The 20,873-nt window shown below is 64.1% G+C and carries 23 protein-coding genes, 1 tRNA gene and 1 pseudogene; 13 read left to right on the plus strand and 12 right to left on the minus strand.

The features are described 5' to 3' along the window. Positions 1 to 41: 41 nt before the first annotated feature. Complete coding sequence (locus KO516_RS23615) at positions 42 to 596, plus strand: DUF1285 domain-containing protein (RefSeq protein ID WP_216006242.1); 555 nt, start codon at positions 42 to 44, stop codon at positions 594 to 596. Here KO516_RS23615 and KO516_RS23620 read toward each other — a convergent pair. Next, entirely contained in the window at positions 593 to 1,411 is an 819-nt protein-coding gene (locus KO516_RS23620; RefSeq protein WP_216006243.1) for a sulfotransferase family protein, read from the minus strand. The genes KO516_RS23615 and KO516_RS23620 overlap by 4 nt on opposite strands. Positions 1,412 to 1,552: 141 nt before the next feature. On the opposite strand from KO516_RS23620, the gene KO516_RS23625 reads away from it, so the two are divergent. Together KO516_RS23625 and KO516_RS23630 are read left to right on the plus strand one after the other, a co-directional pair. Then, positions 1,553 to 3,130 carry a DUF5928 domain-containing protein gene (locus KO516_RS23625; protein ID WP_216006244.1) on the plus strand — a complete coding sequence of 526 codons (1,578 nt, stop codon included), beginning with the start codon at positions 1,553 to 1,555 and terminating at the stop codon, positions 3,128 to 3,130. Between the two features lie 8 nt (positions 3,131 to 3,138). Further along, positions 3,139 to 3,507, plus strand: a complete 369-nt coding sequence (locus tag KO516_RS23630; RefSeq protein WP_216006245.1) for a histidine triad nucleotide-binding protein — start codon at positions 3,139 to 3,141, stop codon at positions 3,505 to 3,507. A gap of 89 nt (positions 3,508 to 3,596) precedes the next feature. On the opposite strand, the gene KO516_RS23635 is transcribed toward KO516_RS23630, so the two are convergent. After that, on the minus strand, positions 3,597 to 4,523 hold the full coding sequence (locus KO516_RS23635) for an ABC transporter ATP-binding protein (protein ID WP_216006246.1): 927 nt from the start codon (positions 4,521 to 4,523) through the stop codon (positions 3,597 to 3,599). A gap of 75 nt (positions 4,524 to 4,598) precedes the next feature. On the opposite strand from KO516_RS23635, the gene KO516_RS23640 reads away from it, so the two are divergent. Genes KO516_RS23640 through KO516_RS23655 form a run of 4 tightly spaced genes read left to right on the plus strand, consistent with a single transcriptional unit; the run spans position 4,599 to position 6,800 of the window. Beyond that, on the plus strand, positions 4,599 to 4,778 hold the full coding sequence (locus KO516_RS23640) for a zinc-finger domain-containing protein (RefSeq protein WP_216006247.1): 180 nt from the start codon (positions 4,599 to 4,601) through the stop codon (positions 4,776 to 4,778). 30 nt (positions 4,779 to 4,808) lie between these two features. Then, positions 4,809 to 5,732, plus strand: a complete 924-nt coding sequence (locus tag KO516_RS23645) for an AEC family transporter (protein ID WP_216006248.1) — start codon at positions 4,809 to 4,811, stop codon at positions 5,730 to 5,732. Next, entirely contained in the window at positions 5,729 to 6,178 is a 450-nt protein-coding gene (locus tag KO516_RS23650; protein WP_216006249.1) for a YaiI/YqxD family protein, read from the plus strand. Before KO516_RS23645 ends, KO516_RS23650 begins: the two co-directional genes overlap by 4 nt. A 4-nt stretch (positions 6,179 to 6,182) precedes the next feature. Continuing rightward, positions 6,183 to 6,800, plus strand: a complete 618-nt coding sequence (locus KO516_RS23655) for an HAD family phosphatase (protein ID WP_216006250.1) — start codon at positions 6,183 to 6,185, stop codon at positions 6,798 to 6,800. Positions 6,801 to 6,817: 17 nt separating this feature from the next. Here the strand turns inward: KO516_RS23655 and KO516_RS23660 are convergent, their stop codons facing one another. Then, complete coding sequence (locus KO516_RS23660; RefSeq protein ID WP_216006251.1) at positions 6,818 to 8,059, minus strand: MFS transporter; 1,242 nt, start codon at positions 8,057 to 8,059, stop codon at positions 6,818 to 6,820. Between the two features lie 137 nt (positions 8,060 to 8,196). Between KO516_RS23660 and zapE the strand changes: the two genes are divergently transcribed. Next, complete coding sequence (gene zapE, locus KO516_RS23665; RefSeq protein ID WP_216006252.1) at positions 8,197 to 9,276, plus strand: cell division protein ZapE; 1,080 nt, start codon at positions 8,197 to 8,199, stop codon at positions 9,274 to 9,276. 67 nt (positions 9,277 to 9,343) lie between these two features. Here zapE and KO516_RS23670 read toward each other — a convergent pair whose 3' ends face one another. From KO516_RS23670 to KO516_RS23685, 4 genes are all read right to left on the minus strand, one after another. Then, positions 9,344 to 9,565 carry a hypothetical protein gene (locus KO516_RS23670; RefSeq protein ID WP_216006253.1) on the minus strand — a complete coding sequence of 74 codons (222 nt, stop codon included), beginning with the start codon at positions 9,563 to 9,565 and terminating at the stop codon, positions 9,344 to 9,346. Positions 9,566 to 9,734: 169 nt separating this feature from the next. Next, positions 9,735 to 11,009: a folylpolyglutamate synthase/dihydrofolate synthase family protein gene (locus KO516_RS23675; RefSeq protein ID WP_216006254.1), complete on the minus strand. Its 1,275-nt coding sequence runs from the start codon at positions 11,007 to 11,009 to the stop codon at positions 9,735 to 9,737. Continuing rightward, positions 11,006 to 11,920 (minus strand): acetyl-CoA carboxylase, carboxyltransferase subunit beta, encoded by a 915-nt coding sequence (gene accD / locus KO516_RS23680; RefSeq protein WP_216006255.1) that lies wholly within the window; start codon positions 11,918 to 11,920, stop codon positions 11,006 to 11,008. Before accD ends, KO516_RS23675 begins: the two co-directional genes overlap by 4 nt. A 63-nt stretch (positions 11,921 to 11,983) precedes the next feature. Continuing rightward, positions 11,984 to 12,859, minus strand: a complete 876-nt coding sequence (locus tag KO516_RS23685) for a CPBP family intramembrane glutamic endopeptidase (RefSeq protein WP_252737879.1) — start codon at positions 12,857 to 12,859, stop codon at positions 11,984 to 11,986. A 133-nt stretch (positions 12,860 to 12,992) separates the two neighbouring features. Between KO516_RS23685 and KO516_RS23690 the strand changes: the two genes are divergently transcribed. The 4 genes from KO516_RS23690 to KO516_RS23705 all read left to right on the plus strand — a co-directional run bounded on the left by KO516_RS23690 (position 12,993) and on the right by KO516_RS23705 (position 15,782). Next, positions 12,993 to 13,556 (plus strand): dihydroxy-acid dehydratase, encoded by a 564-nt coding sequence (locus tag KO516_RS23690; RefSeq protein ID WP_216006257.1) that lies wholly within the window; start codon positions 12,993 to 12,995, stop codon positions 13,554 to 13,556. Positions 13,557 to 13,620: 64 nt separating this feature from the next. Beyond that, a complete protein-coding gene (locus KO516_RS23695; RefSeq protein ID WP_216006258.1) occupies positions 13,621 to 14,394 on the plus strand; it encodes a DUF6478 family protein in 774 nt (257 codons plus the stop codon). Positions 14,395 to 14,405: 11 nt separating this feature from the next. Further along, positions 14,406 to 14,783: a hypothetical protein gene (locus KO516_RS23700; protein WP_216006259.1), complete on the plus strand. Its 378-nt coding sequence runs from the start codon at positions 14,406 to 14,408 to the stop codon at positions 14,781 to 14,783. Positions 14,784 to 14,873: 90 nt separating this feature from the next. Further along, complete coding sequence (locus tag KO516_RS23705) at positions 14,874 to 15,782, plus strand: DMT family transporter (RefSeq protein WP_216006260.1); 909 nt, start codon at positions 14,874 to 14,876, stop codon at positions 15,780 to 15,782. Here the strand turns inward: KO516_RS23705 and KO516_RS23710 are convergent. Further along, a complete protein-coding gene (locus KO516_RS23710) occupies positions 15,779 to 16,285 on the minus strand; it encodes a Hint domain-containing protein (RefSeq protein WP_216006261.1) in 507 nt (168 codons plus the stop codon). The two genes, KO516_RS23705 and KO516_RS23710, sit on opposite strands and share 4 nt — an antisense overlap. A 134-nt stretch (positions 16,286 to 16,419) precedes the next feature. Here KO516_RS23710 and KO516_RS23715 point away from each other — a divergent pair. Then, positions 16,420 to 16,503 (plus strand) — tRNA-Leu (locus tag KO516_RS23715). 71 nt (positions 16,504 to 16,574) lie between these two features. Here KO516_RS23715 and cynS read toward each other — a convergent pair. The 4 genes and pseudogenes from cynS to KO516_RS23735 form a co-directional block, all read right to left on the minus strand. Further along, positions 16,575 to 17,042, minus strand: a complete 468-nt coding sequence (gene cynS, locus KO516_RS23720) for a cyanase (protein ID WP_216006262.1) — start codon at positions 17,040 to 17,042, stop codon at positions 16,575 to 16,577. A 17-nt stretch (positions 17,043 to 17,059) separates the two neighbouring features. Continuing rightward, positions 17,060 to 18,760 (minus strand): bifunctional protein-serine/threonine kinase/phosphatase, encoded by a 1,701-nt coding sequence (locus KO516_RS23725; protein ID WP_216006263.1) that lies wholly within the window; start codon positions 18,758 to 18,760, stop codon positions 17,060 to 17,062. A gap of 62 nt (positions 18,761 to 18,822) precedes the next feature. Continuing rightward, positions 18,823 to 19,668: a formate/nitrite transporter family protein gene (locus tag KO516_RS23730; RefSeq protein WP_216006264.1), complete on the minus strand. Its 846-nt coding sequence runs from the start codon at positions 19,666 to 19,668 to the stop codon at positions 18,823 to 18,825. A gap of 36 nt (positions 19,669 to 19,704) precedes the next feature. Continuing rightward, positions 19,705 to 20,657 (minus strand): annotated as a pseudogene (locus KO516_RS23735) (FAD-dependent oxidoreductase). Positions 20,658 to 20,873: the final 216 nt, after the last annotated feature.

Here is a 20,873-nt window from a genome sequence, read left to right on the forward strand (position 1 = left end):
TGGTTCAAACTGTATCGCGGGGTTGGGGAAGTGCCAAAGAAATGACATCACAAAATTCCGTTACAACGCCACTCGACACGCTCGCTGCCTCTGCAAGCGCCAAGAAAGGCCTGCCACCGGTCCACAAGTGGCACCCGCCCTTGTCGGGCACGATGGACATGGTGATCCGCCGCGACGGCAGCTGGTGGCACGAGGGCACACAGATCCAGCGCGAGGCGCTGGTGCGCCTGTTCTCCACGATTCTGCGAAAAGATGGTAAAGAATTCGTTCTGTTGTCTCCGGTCGAGAAATGGATCATCACCGTCGAAGATGCGCCTTTTGTCGCCGTCGATGTCGATGTGATCGGGGATGGCGACGCTCAGGTCCTGCGCTTTACCACCAATGTCGGCGACACCACCGATGCAGGGCCAGACGCCCCGATCCGCGTCAGTGAAGACCCCGCAACCGGCGCGCCCTCGCCCTATGTCATGGTGCGCGACGGGCTCGAGGCGCTGATCGACCGCAAGACGTTCTACCGGCTCGCAGAGCTTGGGGAAGAGCACGACGGGCGCATTGGCGTGCGCTCGAATGGGGTGGTCTTCGCGCTGGAAGGCTAGTCGCCAAGCTTGGCGTGCACCTCGTCGAGGTCGATCTCGCCCAGCGGCATCTTGTTGCCCGGATTGGCGAAATCGTAGCGGAACAGCTCGAAATCGCGTTTGTAGATCTCGTAGATCAGATGCATCGACAGATCGTCGAAATAGTCTTCGACCGGGTGCAGACGCTTGGGGCCATGGCCTTCGGATTCGTTGAACCGGGGGATCTGCGCCAGATCGACGTTGTGCGGCGTGCGGATGTTATCAAGCACCACCTGCATGCCGTCGTTGAATTTCTCCGTCCAGAAGATCTGATCGTAGCGCCCACCGTTGACGATAAAGGTCGACACATGCCCCGACACCGAAGACCAGTGAATATCCGGCTCCATCGGGCGGCGCCAGCGGATGGTGTCGCGCACGAACAGCAGAAAACGGCGAAAACTGCGGATCTGGTCGAAATCTTCCGAGCCATCCTCGCCGCCGACCTCGATGCCGTATTTCTGCATCAGCAGCGGCACGAGATTGCCGCGGTAGCGCTTGCCGTTGCGCTGAATGCCGCAGATCTTGTCGAAAAACGATGACAGCACCCGCGTATAGGGGTTGCGCACGCAGGTGAACGCATAGGCCCCGCGCGTCTTGACGTTGGCCTTGATCGCCGCCTGACTGTCCTCGCGCGCCCATTTGTGCAGGCCGTCGGTTGCGTCGTGGATATCCCCGTCGAAAAATCGGCCGTGATCGGAGTAATACATGATCTGCCCGATCGTAGAGCAGGCACATTTGGGCACCACGCGGTACACCGTGCTCTCGCTCTCGGTCATCCAGGTGCCCGGAAAACCCATTCGCTCTTCCCTCTTCTCAAGGCCTGTGTCTTGCTTGTAGCCCCTTGGGATGAAAGAAATCAGAACAACACGGTTTCTTCAACGCCCGTTCAGCTTTATCACCGAAACACTCACCCGGAACGATAGCAACCCACGGGGCCTATGGCCAAGATCGCCTTCATCCTGCTGTGTCACAAGGACCCTGACGCCGTCATCAAGCAGGCGCAGAGCCTGACCGCCGTGGGCGATTGCATGTCGATCCATTTCGACGCGCGCGCCCCGCAGGCCGATTTCGACAGGATCCATAAGGCGCTGGCAGACAACCCCAATGTCACCTTCGCGCCGCGGCGCGTCAAATGCGGCTGGGGTGAATGGTCGCTGGTGCAGGCAACGCTGCACGCCCTCGGCGCAGCCATCGATGCCTTCCCGCGCGCCACGCATTTCTACATGCTCTCGGGCGATTGCATGGCGATCAAATCGGCGCAATACGCGCATGATTTTCTGGATCGGCGCGAAATCGACTACATCGAAAGCTTCGATTATTTCAAATCCGACTGGATCAAGACCGGCTGGCGCGAAGAGCGCCTGATCTATCGCCACTGGTTCAACGAACGCACCCAGAAGAAACGCTTCTACGCCCTGTTCGAGCTTCAGAAAAAGCTCCGCCTTACGCGCGAGATCCCCAAGGACATCGAGGTGATGATCGGCTCGCAATGGTGGTGCCTGCGTCGGCGCACGGTGGAATGGATCCTCGATTTCTGCAAGCAGCGCCCTGACGTGATGCGCTTCTTCCGCAGCACATGGATTCCCGACGAGACGTTCTTTCAGACCCTCGTGCGCCATCTCGTGCCGGAACAGGAAATCGACAGCCGCACGCTGACCTTCCTGATGTTCACCGATTACGGCATGCCGGTGACCTTCTACAACGACCATTACGACCTGCTGCTCAGTCAGGATTTCCTGTTTGCCCGCAAGATCTCGGCCGAAGCGCGCGACCTGCGCCGCCGCCTCGGCGTGCTCTATTCCACCGAAGGCGCGCAGTTTCAGATCTCGAACGAGGGGCGCTCGCTCTTCACCTTCCTCACCGGCAAGGGCCGCACCGGCCGCCGTTTCGCCCCGCGCTTCTGGGAAACCGAATCAACCCTCGGGCGCGAACGCGAATTGCTGATCGTGATCTGCAAGAAATGGCACGTGGCGAAACGGCTGGTGAACCGCATGCGCCAGATGACCAATGTTCCCTGCATCGAATACCTGTTCAACGAAGACAGCTGCGCGCTGCCCGACCTCGGCGGCATTCAGGCCACCATGGACAAACGCCACCGCCACCGGCGCGCATTGCTGCGGATGCTCTACGATTATTATGACAGCGACCGGCTGCTGATCTGCCTCGATCCCTCCAACCTCGACCTGATTGAGGATTTCTGCCGCGACCGCTCGCTCACCCGGCTGCTGGAAATCGACTGCCAGTTCTCCGATCCCTACCTGATCGGTCACGCCATGCGCGTCGGGCTTGCAGGCGAGCGCACGCCGCGCGAAACCCTGTCACGCCTGCTGCCCACGATCCGCACCGACACCGTGCTGGAAAGCGACAATATCCGCGACAAGAGCTTCGCCAACCACCACCGTCTGCGCGAAATCGCCGACCCAGACCAGAACGCCCGCGCCATCGCCGCCTTTCTTCAGATCAGCGAAGACAAGGCCATGGCACTTGCCACCACCAACCATCTCTTTGCCGACTGAGGACAAAAATGGCCTACACCTACGACGATCAGAACATCTTCGCCAAAATCCTGCGCGGCGAGATCCCCAACGATACCGTGCTCGAAACCGATCACAGCCTCGCCTTCAACGACATCCGCCCGCAGGCGCCGATCCACGTTCTGGTGATCCCCAAGGGCGCCTACGTCAACTACGACGACTTCGCCCGCAACGCCTCCGACGCCGAAATCCTCGATTTCACCCGCGCCATCGGCGAGGTCTGCAAGATAAAAGGCGTCGAGACAGACGGATTCCGTGCAATCTCGAACGCCGGGCAGCACGGCGTGCAGGAAGTCCCCCATCTGCACATCCACATCCTCGGCGGCCGCCCGCTTGGACGAATGCTGCAGCAGGGCTGAGCCGCCCCTTCATCTTGCCAGACAAACTCCGGGGGTGAGCCCGCAAGGGCGAGGGGGCTGGCCCCCTCCCTCCCGGCACCGCACGCTGCTCAGGCGGCCCCGCGCGCCCGGGTGATCTCCAGAAACACATCTTCAAGGTCGGCTTGCTCGGTGCGCACATCGCGGATGCCGATGCCCGCGTCCTGTACCAGCGCCAACACCTGCCCGGCCGAAATCTGCGAGGCGCGATAGCTCAGCGCGATCAGTCCGCCGGGGCGGCGCTCGGCGGTGATGCCCGGCGCCTGCGGAAGCATTTCGGGCATGCTCACAGGCTCGATCACCAGCGTCTTGGCGTCAAGCTGTCCCAGCAAGTTGCGGGTGCTGTCACGGGCGACCACCGTGCCCTGGCTGATGATGGCGATCTCGTCGCACATCTCTTCAGCCTCCTCAAGGTAATGCGTCGTCAGGATGATCGTCATGCCGCGCTCTTCGTTGAGCCGGCGCACATTGCGCCAGAGCATCTGGCGCAGCTCAATATCCACCCCCGCGGTCGGCTCGTCGAGCACGAGGATATGCGGGTGATGCACCAGCGCCTTGCCCAGCAACAGCCGCCGCCGCATGCCGCCCGACAGGGTGCGGGCATAAGCATCGGCCTTGTCGGTCAGCCCGATCATCTCCAGAATCTCGTCCGAGCGCCGCTCGCGCTTGGGCACGCCATACAGCCCCGCCTGCACCTCGAGCGCTCCGCGCGGCGTGAAAAACGGGTCAAGGTTCAGCTCTTGCGGCATCACGCCGATGGCGCCGCGCGATTGGCGCGGATTGCGGTCCTGATCCCAACCCGCGATCGTCACCTTGCCCGCCGATTTAACCACCAGCCCGGCAAGAATGTTGATCAGCGTCGACTTGCCCGCCCCGTTCGGCCCCAGCAGCCCAAAGATCGCTCCTTGCGGGATCGTCAGGTCGATGCCCTTCAGCGCCTGTTTGCCGCCTGCATAGGTCTTGCTCAGACCCTCGATCCGGATCGCGTCGCCAGTCATCCCGAGCCTTGCTCCTGTGGTTTTTTCCGCCCATAACGCAGGTAGTGCAGGTGCGACGAAAAGGAAACCTCGGCCATGACGACGCAAGCCCCCGAAACCAAGGTTGTCGACAGCTGGCGCATCGCCTGCGACGGTGGCGAAGGCGCGCTTGGCCATCCGCGGGTGTGGCTGCTGATCCCGCAGACCGAAGGCTTTGTCGAATGCCCCTATTGCGATGCGAAATACGTCCACAAGGATTTCGAGGGCAAGGTCTGAGCCCGGCGCGGCCGCATCGGCCCGCCTGACATGCTTGCCATCTTTCTCGAAACCGTGCCGTTCTTTGCCCTGATCGGCCTTGGCTATGGCGCGGCGCGGCGCGGCTTCTTTTCGGAGACCGCCACCGCCGCGCTGACCAAATTCGTGTTCTTCTTTGCGCTCTCGGCGATGCTGTTTCGGTTTTCCGCCTCGCTGACCATCACGGAAATCTTCGACGCACGCCTTGCCTCGGCCTACCTGCTGGGGACCCTTGCGGTCTATGGTATCGCCACCGCCGTCGCCTTTGCCCGTCGGCAGGATCTGCAAACCGCCGCCATCGAGGCGCAAACCGCCGCCATCGGCAACGCCGGGTTTCTTGGCTTGCCGATGCTGTCGTTGCTTTATGGCGATGCGGCTGTGCCGTCGATCATCCTGATGCTGACCATCGACCTCGTGGTCTTTGCCACGCTGCTGGTCGTTCTTGTCGCCGGCGCGCGCGAAGGGCGGATCAGCGCGCAAATTTTCCGCTCGGTGGCGTTGGGGCTGCTGCGCAACCCGATGATCATGTCGATCAGCGCCGGGCTTGCGGTCTCGGCGCTTGGCCTGCCGGTGCCACATGTGATGAGCGAATTCGTCACCCTGCTCGGCAATGCCGCAACCCCCTGTGCCCTGTTCGCAATCGGTGCCTCGCTGGCGTCGAAATCGGCAGAGCGGCTGGCGGTGGCGGGCTGGCTCAGCTTTGCCAAGCTGGTGCTGCACCCGCTTTGCGTCGCCGCTGCGGTGTTCCTGATCTTCCCGGTAACACCGTTTCAGGCCGCCGTCGCCATCAGCGCCGCCGCGATGCCGGTGGCGGGCAATGTCTTTATGATGGCCCAGCATTACGGCATCGCGCCGCAGCGGGTGTCGGCGGCCATCCTTATATCAACCGCGCTCAGCATCGTCACGCTGAGCACCATCATAGGACTGGTGCGATGAGCCTTTACATCGACGCCGACGCCTGCCCCGTCAAGGACGAGGCCGAGCGCGTCGCAACCCGTCATCGCTGTGTCATGTATGTGGTGTCAAACGGGGGTCTGCGCCCGTCGCGCAACCCGCTGGTGGAAACGGTGATCGTTCCCGACGGGCCGGACGTGGCCGATATGTGGATCGCAGAGCGCTGCGGGCCAGGGGATGTGGTGGTGACCGGAGACATTCCGCTTGCCGCAAAATGTATCGAGGCGGGCGCGCAGGTTTTGCGTCACAACGGCGAGCGGTTCACCGCCGCCAACATCGGCCAGCAGCTTGCCATGCGCGATCTGATGGCCGACCTGCGCGCCGCCAATCCTCTGGGATCAGGGGGCAGCGGCAAGGGATTCACCAAAGCAGACCGCTCGCGGTTTCTGGGCGCGCTGGAACAGGCGCTACGACAGGCTAAGGGATAGACATATGGCCATTTCCGCCGTGATTTTCGATATCGGCAACGTGCTGATCCGCTGGCAGCCCGAGCTGTATTACGATGCGCTGATCGGCGAAGAGCGTCGCCGCGCCATGTTCGACGCCGTCGATCTGCACGCCATGAACGAAGGCCTCGATGCGGGCGAGCCGTTCCGCAAGCAGGTTTATGATTGCGCCGAGGCCCACCCCGAATTTGCCGCCGAAATCCGCCATTGGCATGACAACTGGACTTCGCTCGCCGCGCCGGCCATCGACGGATCGGTCAGCATCCTGATGGCGCTGCGCGACGCCGGGGTGCCGGTTTTCTTTCTGTCCAACATCGGCATGGGTCCGTTCGAGCAGGGGCTCGAGGTTTACCCCTTCCTGCGCGAATACGACCGCGCCTATATCTCGGGCGAGATGAAGGCGGTGAAACCCCATGAAGACATCTACCGCATGGTCGAGGAAGATTGTGGGCTTGCCCCTTCGACCCTGCTGTTTGCCGATGACCGCGAGGACAACATCGCCACGGCCGCCGCGCGCGGCTGGCAAACCCATGTGTTCAAACACCCCGAGGGCTGGCAGGACTGCCTGCTGAAGCATGGCGTCCTGCAAGCACCGGTGATCTGATCAGGCCGAGGCTTAGATCAGGCGGGGGCCAGCTTTGGCCCTCGCACTTCGCGGATCGGCAGGTGCACCACCGCGCTCAGCGCACCGACGCCAACGCCGATCCACCATACCAGCGTGTAATCGCCGTTCAGGTCATACATCCGCCCGCCCAGCCAGACGCCGAGGAAGCCGCCCAGCTGGTGCGACAGGAAGACGATACCATACAGCGTGCCCATGTAGCGCAGCCCGTAGATATGCGCGATCAGCCCCGAGGTCAGCGGCACCGTCGCCAGCCACAACGAGCCCATCGCCGCCGAGAACACCAGCACCGAGGTTGGCGTGATCGGCAGCATGATGAACAGCGCCGCCGCCAGCGTGCGGGCAACGTAAATGCCCGACAACAGGTACTTCTTCGAAAACCGCTTTCCCGCCCAACCGGCTGTCAGCGTGCCGACGATGTTGCACAGCCCGATGACCGCAATGCTGAGCGCACCAAGCGCCGATGTCGTGGTGATGCCCAGCCCGTGCAGGATGCCGCCCGGCGCGATCGGGCCGCACATCTCGGTCACGAAGGCCGGGAAATGCGCGGTGATGAAGGCCAGCTGGTAGCCGCAGCTGAAGAAGCCGAGGAAAATCAGCGCAAAGCTCGGGTCCCGTCCCGCGCGCAGCAGGATGGCACCCAGCGATTCCTCCAGCTCGGCGCGGCTGGCCGGGGGCGTCGGTGCGCGCATGAAGGGCAACAGCAGCAGCATGGCGATAACCACCGCGGCAAAGACCATGAACACCGTCTGCCAAGGGAACATGCCCAGAAGATATTCTGCAACGGGCGCGCCGAGCACCTGCCCCGCGCTGCCCGCCGCGGTGGTGATCGCCAGCGACATCGAGCGGTTTTCCTCCGACGACGCCCGGCCCACCACCGCAAGGATCACGCCAAACCCGGTGCCCGCGATGCCGAAGCCCACCAGCACCTCGGACCATTGCATCGCGCCCGGCGTCACCGCCTGCGACGACAGCAGCAGCCCCGCCGAATAGACAATCGCCCCAAGGACCACCGCCTTGCGATCGCCAATCTTTTCCGCCATCGCGCCAAACAGCGGCTGGCCGATGCCCCAGAACAGGTTCTGCAAGGCGATGGCCATGGAAAACTCCGCCCGCGCCCAGCCGAATTCCTCGGCAATCGGGATCTGGAACACTCCGAAGCTGGCGCGCACCGCGAAGGAAATCAGGATGATCGCGCAACCGGTGATCAGAACGGGGGTAAAAAGACGTTGGCTGGTCATGGGGGCTCCTTTGCGGCGCAAATTCTGCCGCAGCCTCGGGCAGGTCAACGCCAGAAATGTGCCGGGTACAATCCTCTTTGCCGCTGTGCGGCACGCCGGGTCTACACAAACGATGCGGCGCGCGCTAATTGCCCAGCATGACCACGTTGCACCAGCTCTATGACGCCCGCGTCACCGAAGGACGGCTCACGCGCGATGACGCGCAGCAGGCCGCCCTGCCCGCATTCGAACGCATCCGCGCCGAGTTGGCGCAGACCCCCGAGACGCCGCAAAGGCGCGGCTTCTTCCGCAAGAAACCCGAGTTGCCAAAGATCCGCGGGCTGTACCTGTGGGGCGGCGTCGGGCGCGGCAAGTCGATGCTGATGGATCTGTTCGTCGACAGCCTCGATGTGCCGGTGCGGCGGGTGCATTTTCACGCCTTCATGCAAGAGATGCAGTCGGAACTGCACCGCCTGCGCAGCAAAGGCATCGAAGACCCGGTCAAGCCGATGGCCAAGCAGGTCAGCGATGCCGTGCGGGTACTGGCCTTTGACGAGATGCAGATCACCGACATCGCCGATGCGATGCTGGTGGGGCGGCTGTTCGAACAGCTGTTCGAGGCGGGCACCGTGGTTGTCACCACCTCGAACCGGCTGCCGGACGATCTGTACAAGGACGGCCTGAACCGGCAGCTGTTCCTGCCCTTCATCGCGATGATCAAGGACCGGCTCGAGGTGCGCGAACTGGCCTCCGAGCGCGACCACCGGCAGGACCGCCTGCGCGGGGCGCGCACCTATTTCACCCCCGTCGACGCCGCCGCGCGCAGCGAGATCGACCGGCTTTGGGCCGAGCTGACCCATGGCGACGAAGAAGAGCTGACCTTGACCATCAGGGGCCGCAAGCTGACCCTGCCGCGCTACAAGAACGGCATGGCCCGTGTCAGCTTTTACGACCTGTGCGGGCAGATGCTGGGGCCGGGAGATTACCTCGCCATCGCCGATGCGCTGCGCCTGCTGGTGCTGGAAAACGTGCCTCGCCTCGGGCGCAGCAACTTCAACGAGGCCAAACGTTTCGTGACGCTGATCGACGCGCTTTACGAGGCGAAGGTCAAGTTGATCGTCAGCGCCAAAGACGTGCCCGAAAGCCTGTATATCGAAGGCACTGGCGCCTTTGAATTCGAACGCACCGCCAGCCGTCTGAACGAAATGCAGGCCGCCGAATGGGGCGAAGAGCTTTAGCCAAGAAAAATGGGGCCGGTCGTTGCCGGCCCCAGTTGCTCGATGGTCTTGCCTGCAGTTTTTTCGGTCAGCGCACTGGGAGTGTCAGTGTCTGACCGACCTTGAATTGGTCGGAAGTCGCGAGCGCGTTGCGCATCGCGTCGAAAATGGCGCGGGAAAGAACTGTCTGGCCAGCCACACAAGCCGCCCTCGACGAGACATCGTCGATGACGTCCGCGGCTTTCGCAGGGACGCGGCCAGAAAAACGGCACAGCCCAAGCATCAGCGCGCGGCAAATCTTGCGCAGCATGAATGTTCATCCCCTAGATACAGCAGAAACGCCGTGGCAGCGTGTCCCTATAGCGTGTCTGCCACAATATATAGTCAACCGGCAGCGAATCGGTCAAGCAAAAGTGATTCGCCCAAGGGAATTTGTCCGAATTTACAACAAAACGTTTTAGATCAGGCAGATTGCCGCCTCAGCCGCCCTGTTTGCGTAGAACGTCACCCGCCAGATAGAGCGAGCCACAGATCAGGATGCGCGCCTCGGGTGTATCGCTGGCGATGCGCTGCAGCGCGTCCTCGACGCTGTCGGCAACCTGCGACACCATGCCGACCGAGGCCGCGACCCGTGCGGTTTCGCCAGCGGGCAGCGTATTGGCTTCGCCTGGAATCGACAGGGCGATCAGCCGGTCGGCGTGGTCGGCGAGCGGGCGCAGATAGCCCGCGATATCCTTGGTGTTGAGCATTCCGCAGATCAGATGCGTCGGTCGCTTCGGCAGGCCGCCGAGATGGCGCGCCAGCGCCGCGCCCGCCGCCGGGTTGTGCCCACCGTCGAGCCAAAGCTCGGCTTGCGGCACCAGCGCGGGCAGTGGCCCCTCTGTCAGGCGCTGCATCCGGGCGGGCCAGTCGGCGCGGGTGACGGCGGCCTCGCAGGCCTCCGGGCCAAGCGCGAGATGACGCAGCGCCGCCAGCGCCGCGCCGGCGTTTTCGATCTGATGCGCGCCGGGCAGGTTCGGCAGCGGCAGGTCGAGCAGGCCGTTTTCGTCCTGAAACACCAGCCGCCCACGTTCTTCCCAGACCTGCCAATGCTGGCCATGCGCCAGCAACGGCGCGCCCAGACGGGCGGCGCGGGCCTCGATCACCTGCATCGCCTCGTCTGGCTGCGGGCCAACCACGCAGGGCACTCCGCGCTTGAGGATACCGGCCTTTTCGCCAGCGATCTCGGCCAGCGTTTCGCCCAGATATTGCTGATGATCCAGCGAGATCGGCGTGATCACTGTCAGCGCCGGGGTGTCGAACACATTGGTCGCATCCAGCCGCCCGCCAAGGCCGGTCTCGATCAGCGCCACATCGGCAGCGCTGCGCGAAAAGGCCAGATAGGCGGCGCAGGTGGTGATCTCGAAATAAGTGATGCTCTCGCCGCCATTGCGCTGCCAGCATTCATCGAGAACCGCGCTCAGCGCGTCTTCGTCGATAAGCTTGCCCGCGACGCGAATGCGCTCGTGAAAGCGCGCAAGATGCGGCGAGGTATAGGCATGCACCGTCTTGCCCGCGCCTTCGTATCCGGCGCGCAGCATGGCAAGGGTCGACCCTTTGCCATTGGTTCCGGCGGCGTGAATCACCGGCGGCATCTGCCGTTCGGGATGATCGAGCGCGGCCAGAAGACGCCAGACCCGGTCCAGCGTCAGGTCGATGATCTTGGGATGCAGGGACATCATCCGTGCAAGGATGGCGTCGGAGCCTTGCGTCATTCCTCGGGCATCTCCGGCGCCGACAGATCGCCCGGAGGCGGCAGCTCGCCATGCACCGCCGGGGGCATGTGCATCAGCATCCGCAGAATGGTCATCAGCTCTTCACGCATCTTGCGCCGGTCGGTGACGCGGTCGAGCATGCCGTGTTCCAGCAGATATTCGGCGCGCTGAAAGCCTTCAGGCAGCTTCTCGCGGATGGTCTGTTCGATGACGCGCGGCCCGGCAAAGCAGATCAGCGCGTTTGGCTCGGCGATCTGCACATCGCCCAGCATGGCGTAGGATGCCGTGACGCCGCCGGTGGTCGGATGGGTGAGCACCACGATATAGGGCAGCCCCGCCTCGCGCAGCATCTGGATGGCAACGGTGGTGCGCGGCATCTGCATCAGGCTCAGAATGCCTTCCTGCATCCGCGCCCCGCCCGCCGCCGAGAACAGCACCAGCGGGCGCTTGAGCCGCTTGGCCTCTTGCGCCGCCTTGATGATGGCATTGCCGACATACATCCCCATGGACCCGCCCATGAAGCTGAAATCCTGCGCGGCGCAAACCACCGGGGTGCGGCCGATCTCGCCAGCGGCGACCAGCATCGCCTCTTTTTCGCCGGTGGTTTTCTGCGCGGCGCGCATCCGGTCGGGGTATTTCTTCTGATCGCGGAAATGCAGCGGATCGGCGATCGGCACCGGCACGGCGATCTCGTTGAACACGCCGCCGTCGAACAGCGACTCAAAGCGCGCCCGCGGCGTGATGTGCATGTGGTGACCGCAGGTGGTGCAGACGCCCAGATTGTCGGTCACCTCGCGGTGAAACAGCATGGTGCCGCAGCCGTCGCATTTCATCCACAGGTTCTCGGGCATCTCGCGGCGCGAGAAGATCGAGTTGATGCGGGGACGGACGTAGTTGGTGATCCAGTTCATTTCTGGGCCCTTCGCGGCTGGCGTTTGCGGCCCATTTATGCAGACGGGGCGCGGAATGCAACGTCAGACCCGGAGCGCAAGCCGCACCGCCAGCCAGCCAACGCCGATCCCGAGCAGATCCACCGGCATAAACGCCCGCAACATCGCCTCGTCTTCCATGTCGATGGGCAGGATGTACAGCGCAAGGCCGGTCATCGGCCCGTTCGGCGCCGCAACGGCGATAGCGGCAAGGTTGTTCATCAGGTGCAGTGCCAGCGCCGGGCCAAGTGTGCCGGTGCGCGCCGTCAGATCCGCCGCCGCCAGCCCGAACAGCACCGCCCAAAGCGTCACCAGCCCCGCATTGCCACCATAGATCCCCGGTGCCCAATGCCCCAGCCCGAACAGCGCCGACGGCAGCAGCAGCCAGACCCAGGGGCGCGAAAAGCGCGCAGCAAGCTGTGATTGCAGGTAGCCGCGAAACAGCAGCTCTTCGCTACCGGTCTGCACCAGCAACGCCAGCAGCGTCAGAGGCAGCAGCAGCGCCCAGCGGCCGGGGGCCATCGCGGGCAGCATCTGCGCCGCCATCGGCCATGGCGGCCACAGCATCAACAGCCCCGTCAGCAGCGCCTGAACCAGCAGCAGCGCCAAGGCCGCGCGCCCGAACTGGCGCAGCGCCAGCGGCAACGGCCCCAGCAGCGAGCGCCCCCTGCGCCCATGCACCAGCCGCGCCGTGATCAGCGCCGCCACCCCCATCGCACCCGTACTGAACAGCAGCGCATACATGCCCAGCGCCGTGTCGCCGCGCCGCATCTGGCCGATCAGCGCGGCGTGGGTTTGCGCGCTCAGCACCTGTTCCGCCAGCGCCAGCAGCCCCTGCCCGATGCCAACGGTCAGCGCCACCGCAAGGCCCAGCCCCATGGCAAGGCGCGGCAATGATGTGCGGCGGGCGGGATCGGTCATCAGGCGAAACGGGTCATATTGCATACGGGCATTGCACGCATGGCGCGCGGCCCGGCGCAAGCCCCGGACTTGTCCGCAGGGCACTGCCCAGCTATTGCCACGTGTTACAAGACGTTACGGGGGCACACAGACGATGGGACAGCTGCGGAACTCTGCCTTTCTGGGCGCAGCTCTTGTGATGGCGGGCTGCGTGACAGCCTCGCGCGGGGACGGGATCGAGACCGCCAGCCTTGCCGATGGGGCCGTAGTGGTCGGGGGCCCGCCCGGTTATTGCATCGACCCCGAAACATATCCGCGCGGACCGGACCGGACCTTTGCCATGATCGCATCCTGCCGGAATCTGACGGGCGACGACACCGGCCCGATGGTCGAGCCGATGGTTGTCACCGTCACCGTCGCAGAGCAAACCCCACAAGCAACCCTGCCCGATGCTTCCGCCCTCGCGGAAGAGGTGGGGCAGCGCATGATCGGCGGCATCCGATCCGGCGGGCTTACCCTGACGCATCTTGCCAGCGGCGGCACCGAGGTGATCGCAGACGGCGATCCGCGCTATTGGCGTGGCACCTTCCTGCAAGGGCAGCGCATGGTCGGGCTTGCGCTTTATGCCGGCAAGGGCAGCCCGCTTGCCGGGGCCGAGGGCGCCGCCATGTTGCGCGCCGTTCGCGACCGGATCGGAGCGCTCAGCCCCAAGGGGTGATTGACCATTCACCGAATTCAAGGATCTTGGGGATAAGGGTACAAAAACAGACGCAGGGCGGGCCATGGCAGGGATGACAGACGGGTGGATCGGGCGCGCGCTCGCGGCGGCATCGCTCAGGCGGTGGTCGCGCGCCGCGCGCAACGCCGATACCGCCGACCTGCGGGTGCTGCGCCGTCAACGCGCAGCGGCGCGCAAACTGAAGGCGCGCATAGACCGGCTGCTGTTCATCGCAGATAGTCGGCTGGCGCTGCCGGTCATCGGCAATCAGGCGTTTGCGCGCCCCAAGGATGCCGACTGGGCCTGGCGCCCCGAGTTGTGGTGCGCACCGCTGCCGGTGCCCGGCCTCGCTTCGGTGCCCAACCAGTCGATGCTTGGGGCCGAGGCGACGCTGTTCCACGATTGCGCCCGCTCCGAAATCACCCTGCGCCAGCTGCGCAACCTGCGCGAGGCAGATCTTGCCGCCTATGGGCTACGGCTTGACGTGCTGAACTTCGACGGCTCGTACCTGTCGCTGGCCATCGACCTGCCGACCGAGGCGGCAACGGGTTTGCAGCGCAAGCACCTCATCCGCATCGACACCATCGTCGAGATGGAAAAACCACTGGAAATCTTTGCCCGGCTCAACATCCGCCATGGCCCCAACACCGAACAGATCGTGCGCGAGCTGCCCCTGCACGAAGAAGACATCTGCATCGAATTCGATCTGGCCTATACCCGGCTCAACGAGAAACGCGCCGATCGCATGTGGCTGGACCTGATCTTTGAAGGCCCGCAGATGAATCAGGTGATCCTGCGCGATCTGACCTTCAGCCGCCGCCCGCGCGCCGAACTCTGAGGACGAAACACATGCCCGCCTATTCGCTGACCAAGACCCGCTTTGTCGAAGGCATCTGGCAAGGGCTGCTGGTGGCGCGGACCGCCGATGCCCCGCCGCCCGAAGTCATGGTCACCCTTCAGGATGCGCCGGTGCGCGGTGTCACCGTATCGCAAAGCACCACCCCCGGTCGCTGGGCGCTCGAGGTACCGGTGCCGGTTCAGGCGGTGGGCGACGGGGTGCAGACCTTTCTGATCCTCGATGCAATGAGCGGTGAAAAGCTTGACAGTTTCACCCTGATCGCCGGAGAGGCGGCAGGCGATGATCTGCGCGCCGAGATGGCCTTGCTGCGCGCCGAGCTGGATATGCTCAAGCGGGCGTTCCGGCGGCATTGTCTCGAAACCAGCTGAAGCGCCGGGCCGCGATCCGCACGCCGACGATTGCGCCCGGCCGCTTGTCACGCCATGGTGTGCCAAATTGGTATACCATACGAGGCCCTCATGACCCCGCTCGGCGGCATTTCGCTGAAACTCGCCTCTGTCGTGCTGTTCGTCATCATGTCGGCGCTGATCAAGGCCTCGGATGTGCCCACCGGCGAGGCGGTGTTCTTCCGCTCTTTCTTTGCGCTGCCGGTGATCCTTGGCTGGCTGATCTGGCGCGGCGACCTGCGCACCGGGCTGCGCGTCAACAGCCTGTGGAAACACGTCTTGCGCGGGGTTGTGGGCGTTTCTTCCATGGGCTTCAGCTTTGCCGCGCTGGGGCTGCTGCCACTGCCCGAGGTCACCGCGCTAGGCTATGCCGCGCCGCTGCTGACGGTGATCTTCGCCGCGATCCTGCTGGGCGAGCAGGTGCGGCTGTTCCGATTGACGGCGGTGATGGTCGGATTGCTGGGGGTGGCATTGGTGATGTGGCCGCTGCTGACCCTGTCCGAGGTCAATCAGGCGGTGCTGCTGGGCATCGGCTTTGTCATGGTTTCGGCGGTGCTGCGGGCGCTGGTGCAGATCCACATCCGGCGCATGGCCGCGACCGAACAGACCTCGGCCATCGTGTTCTATTTCACCATGACCTCGACGGTATTGTCCTTGGTCACCCTGCCCTTTGGCTGGGTGCTGCCGCCGCTGGATCAGACGCTGATGCTGATCGCGGCGGGGCTGATCGGGGGCGTGGCGCAGATCTGTCTGACCGCCGCCTACAAGGGGGCCGAGGCGGCGCTGCTGGCGCCTTTTGACTATGCGTCGATTCTGTTTGCCATCGTCATCGGCTACGCGTTCTTTGCCGAGGTCCCCACCCCGTTGATGCTGGCAGGCTCGTCCATCGTCATCGCCTCTGGCGTGGCGATCATCCTGCGCGAACGCTATCTGGGGCTGAAGCGGTTCAAGGCGCGTCAGGGCATGACCCCGCAGGGTTAGGCGGGAACAACCGCCGCCGAGGCCAGTTCCAGCCCGTCACCGTAAAGGATATGAGGACCGTCAAGCATCAGTTCGACCAGATCGACCTCGCGCGTGCCGATGACGCGAATGAACTGCCCGTCGACCAGCCGTTGCGCCGGTGCCAGCGCCCGCGAAGCGCCGAACAGTGCCCCCGCGCGCCAGTCGCGCACCAGTACCTCCTGCCCGGCGGGCAACAGCGCGTCGCGGTCGGGGCGGCAGTTTCCAAGCGTTCCGGCCTTGATCGCCACCAGCCGCACCCTCGCCCGATAGCGGCGGATGCCAAGCAGCGTCGCCGCGCCAGCGTTGCGGGTGATCACCCGATCGCCGGGGGCGAGATATTCGACCGGCAAAGCGCCATCGAGCGTCAGCACATTGGTGCCCGCGACAAGCGCGTTGAGGGTTTCGGGCGACACCACATGACGGGCCGGGCGCGACCCGCCTGACACATCGGTGCTGTCGCGCCGGACCATATTCGGTTTCATCGGCGCAATCCTGCTATTCACTGCAGCTCACTCTGCATCAGGCGCGGAAAAGGTCGCGTTAAAGTCTCGAATTCGAAACACATATTTTCCACTCGCCTAAGCTCTGCGGCTTTGATAGGACAGCTCTCGAACTGGCGGGTGTGGCGGAATTGGTAGACGCACCAGATTTAGGTTCTGGCGCCTTTGGCGTGGGGGTTCGAGTCCCTTCACCCGCACCAAGTTCACGACCCGGCACGCAAAAGGGCCGCACCTTCGGCAGAAGGCACGGCCCTTTGAAATTCTTCGGGGGTCACCAGCTGTTATAGGCCAGATACTTGCCCGACATGGTGATCACCACGCGATCGCCCTTGCGGTTCGGCTCGCGTTCGACAGACATGTCGAAGTCGATCGCCGACATGATGCCATCGCCGAATTTCTCATGGATCAGCGCCTTGAGCGTCGGGCCATAGACGCCGACCACCTCGTAAAAGCGATAGATGCAGGGATCTGTCGGCACGGTCTGGGCGAACACCTTGGTCGGGCTTTCGGACAGAACCTCGGCGGCCTCCTCCGGCAGACCCAGCAGTTCGACCAGCGCGGCGGCCTTTTCGGGTGGAAAGGCGTTCATCCCCATGCAGGCGGAATGGGTGAACACCGGCGACATGCCGATGCCCGATGCGATGCCTTCCCATGTCAGCTTGCCGCGCTTTTTCGCGGCAATGATCAGCGCGGCGACGTCTTCCTTGTCGAGGAACTCCTCGGGCGTAAGATCTTTCATATCTGTCCTCCTGTGGGTCAGCCGGCAAGTTGCGCGGCGAGAATCACGCAGATCACTGCGAGAATGATGGTCAGCGCCTGCCAGAAGCGCAGCGGATCGCGCGCGGCCAGCGGAATGTGGTGGGCTGCGCGGGCGGCGCTGCCGGGGCGGTGCAGATCGGCGAGGAATTCCGACAGCGCATCGTAACGGCGCAGCGGGTCCGGATGCAGCGCGCGGCGCAGCGCCGCATCGACAAAGGCGGGCACGGCGTTGTCGTCACTGCGGGCCGGGGCGTATTGCAACCGCCGCTGATCGGCGCGGGTGGCGATGCGCGCCACCTGCGCGCCGTAGGGAAGCCGCCCGGTCAGCATTTCATACAGGATGACTGCCAGCGCGTATTGATCCGACCGCCAGCTCACCACATCACCCGACAGGTATTCGGGGGCGGTGTATTGCAACGTGCCGGGCAGCTCTCCAAGCAGACCGGGGGCGGCCTCCTCGACCCCGGCGACAGACACCGACCCAAGGTCGATGATCCGCACGCTGCCGTCCTCGTCGATCAGAATGTTTTCGGGGCGAATGTCCTGATGGATCATCTCGCGCCGGTGCAGCGCGCGCAGGCCGCTGATGATCTGCCCGGCGATGTCGCGCATCTTGTCCAGCGGCGCGCCGGGATGGTCGGTCATCCGTTGCCGAAGCGTCCGCCCCGGCAGATATGCCATCGCGACGTATAGCCCCGAGCGCGGCTGCGGCAGATCGGCGGCCTGCATCACATGCACCGAGCTGACCCGCCGCGCCACCCATTCCTCCAGTGTGAAACGGCGCAGGGCGGCGGGGTTTTCGAGCGTTTCCGACGCCGGGATCTTGAGCACGATTTTGCGCCCGTCCGGGTCGGCGGCAAGAAAGACATGGCTGCGCGGCGTCTGGCTGAGCGCACGCAGCACCCGCAGCCCATCGAGCGTATCTCCCGGTTTGGGCAGCGGCAGCACCAGCAGCGCGGTGGTTTCAGGCAGGCCAGCCTCTTGCGGCAGCCGGGTCACCTGCAAGATCTGCACCGTCAGGTTGTCGGCGCTGCCCCGGCTCAGCGCCGTATCGACCAATGCGCGGCAGGCATCGTTCAGCGTAGGCAGGGTCAGGGCATGGGCGACATCCGCACCGCTGATATGCTCGTGTAGCCCGTCGGTGCTCAGGACAAAGACATCGCCAGCGCGTAGCGGCACGCGGCGATAATCGAGCGCGACCGTCTCGGCCGCGCCAAGCGCGCGGGCCAGCATCTCGCCGGAGCGGTGATCGACGGTCAGCGGATCAAGCAGGCCATCGGCATAGCGCGCCACCCGGGCATCGCCCGCGTGCAGCACATGGCCAGCGCCCCCCTTGAGGATCAACGCCGCAAAGGCGCAGACCATGCCGCTGTCCAGATCCGCCAGCGTCCGGTTCTGCCCGTAAAGCCAGGCGTTGGCGGATTGAAGCACCCGGCTTGCGGCGGTCTTTACCGTCCAGCTATCGGGGGTGTCATAGTAATCGGACAGCAGCATCCTGACCGCGCTCTGGGCAGCGACGCCGCTGGTCTGGCTGCTGGAAATGCCGTCGGCCACGGCAAGGACGATGCCCTTGAGCATCAGCGCATCGCCCTCGGGAACCCGCGCGCCGTGGAAATCCTGCATCAGCGGTTTGCAGCCCGCAGAGGCGCATTGGCCGATCACGGCCTCCAGCCGGTCTGTCGTCATATCCCGTGGCATGGATGGCCTCGCTCGGCGAAAAGAGGGGCCCCCGAAGGGGACCCCAGTCAGGGAGGTCGGAGCTATTCCGCCGGCACGACAGCGGCGTCGTCATTGCGCGCGGCGCCGCGCTTGGGGCTTTCGCGGAAATGCGTGGCGTAGATCATGCCGCCCACAAAGGTCAGGCCGCCGACAAGGTTGCCCACCACGACCGGGATCTCGTTGTAGATGAAATAATCGGCCCAAGTGAATTCACCGCCCAGCATGATACCGCTGGGGAACAGGAACATGTTGACGATGGAATGTTCGAAGCCAAGGTAGAAGAACACGATGATCGGCATCCACATCGCCATGATCTTGCCAGAGGTCGAGGTCGACATCATCGCGGCAACCACGCCGGTCGACACCATCCAGTTGCACAGCACGGCGCGCACGAAGACGGTTAGCAGACCTGCGCCCCCGGCGGCGGCATAGCCCAGCGTGCGGGCCTCGCCGATCTGACCGATCTTCTGACCGACCTCGTTGGGTTCGGCGGAAAAGCCGGTGGTAAAGACGATCGCCATCAGCACGGCGGTGGTCATCGCCCCGGCGAAGTTGCCGCAGAACACCAGCCCCCAGTTGCGGAACACGCCCTTCCATGTGCAGCCCGGACGCTTGGCCAGCACCGCCAGCGGCGCAAGGGTGAACACCCCGGTCAGCAGGTCGAACCCCATAAGGTACAGCAGGCAGAAGCCCACCGGAAACAGCAGCGAGGCGACAAGGAAATTGCCGGTCTGCACCGCGATGGTGACGGCAAAGGCGGCGGCAAGCGCCAGAATGGCACCCGCCATGTAGGAGCGGATCAGGGTGTCCTTGGTGGCCATGAAGATCTTGGATTCGCCGGCATCGACCATCTTGGCCGCGAATTCCTTGGGCATGACATACGACATGTCTAAAGTCCTTTCGAGGGGTGGTGGCCTGACCAGTCAGGCGTCGAGGTTCGGTTCGAGAGAGATGTCCCGGCCACCGATGCGGACGGGACGGCGGTCATCGGCGCCCTGCGCGGCGCCGGTTTCGAGGAAAATCACCCAGTTGTGCAGCGGGCATGTCACGCAGCCCCCATGCACGTTGCCGCTGCTGAGAGGTCGCCCTTGTGGGGGCAGCAATCCTCCAGCGCAAAGATGCGGTCATCCAAAGTGCGGAAGACGGCGATGGTCAGCGCGCCGTGGCGCTCACAGCTCACGCCTGATCTCAGCAGGTCGCTGCACCACGCTCCAACACTGACATCGCCAACCAGCTTGTCGCGGCCAAGGATCGCCTTGTCATTCCCCCCGCAGCGGAGATCGATCCCGCACGATTCCAGCTCCTCTTGCAGAGGGTAGGCGGCAGAGGCATCGGGCTGGCGTTCCATCAGGTTCTCCACCGTCACCGGCCTGCCCTGTGCCTTCGGACCGGCGGTCGCTTCGAGCTGTAGCTGGCCACCCCCGATCACCACGTTGCGGCCGCCGCTGCGGACCTGTCGCAGCGTCGCATCGACGTCATTCAGATCGCGGTCGGCCAGCACACCGGGAAGATTGCGCCCCGGCACCGGGGTCATGAACGACGACGACCCGGTCGCAATCACCAGCTTGTCATAGCTGGCCGACCGGCCGCTTTGCGCGCGAACGCTGCGGGCCGCGCAGTAGATCTCGACGATCTTTTCGCCCTTGTGCAGGGTGATGCCCTGCGCCGCATACCAAGCATCGTCATGGATCACGCTGTCCGCAAATGTCTTCTCGCCCGACAGCACCGGCGAAAGCAGAATGCGATCGTAGTTCCCCCGGGGCTCGGCGTTGAAGATGGTGATGTCATAGGCCGCCGCGCCCGGCGCCAGCAGCTGCTCGAGCATCCGGACTGGGGCCATGCAGTTTCCGATGATCACAAGACGTGGTTTGGACATGACTGGTCCTCGGGCTCTGGCGAACCGGAAGATCCCGGTCGCAGCGGTTTCGGTCAGGATTTGAACGTGGACGCAGACAAGCACTCGCAGACTGACGGATCAGTGCGCGGGCAGCCTCATTGCTGCGGAGCCGCATTCGGGTATTTGACGGAAATCGCCGCGCCGTTGCGGCCTAATAAGAGGCGACACCGCCTCTCGTTAAACATTCTGATACGA

This window comes from Citreicella sp. C3M06, from assembly GCF_018860705.1.
Classification (GTDB): Bacteria; Pseudomonadota; Alphaproteobacteria; order Rhodobacterales; family Rhodobacteraceae; genus Salipiger.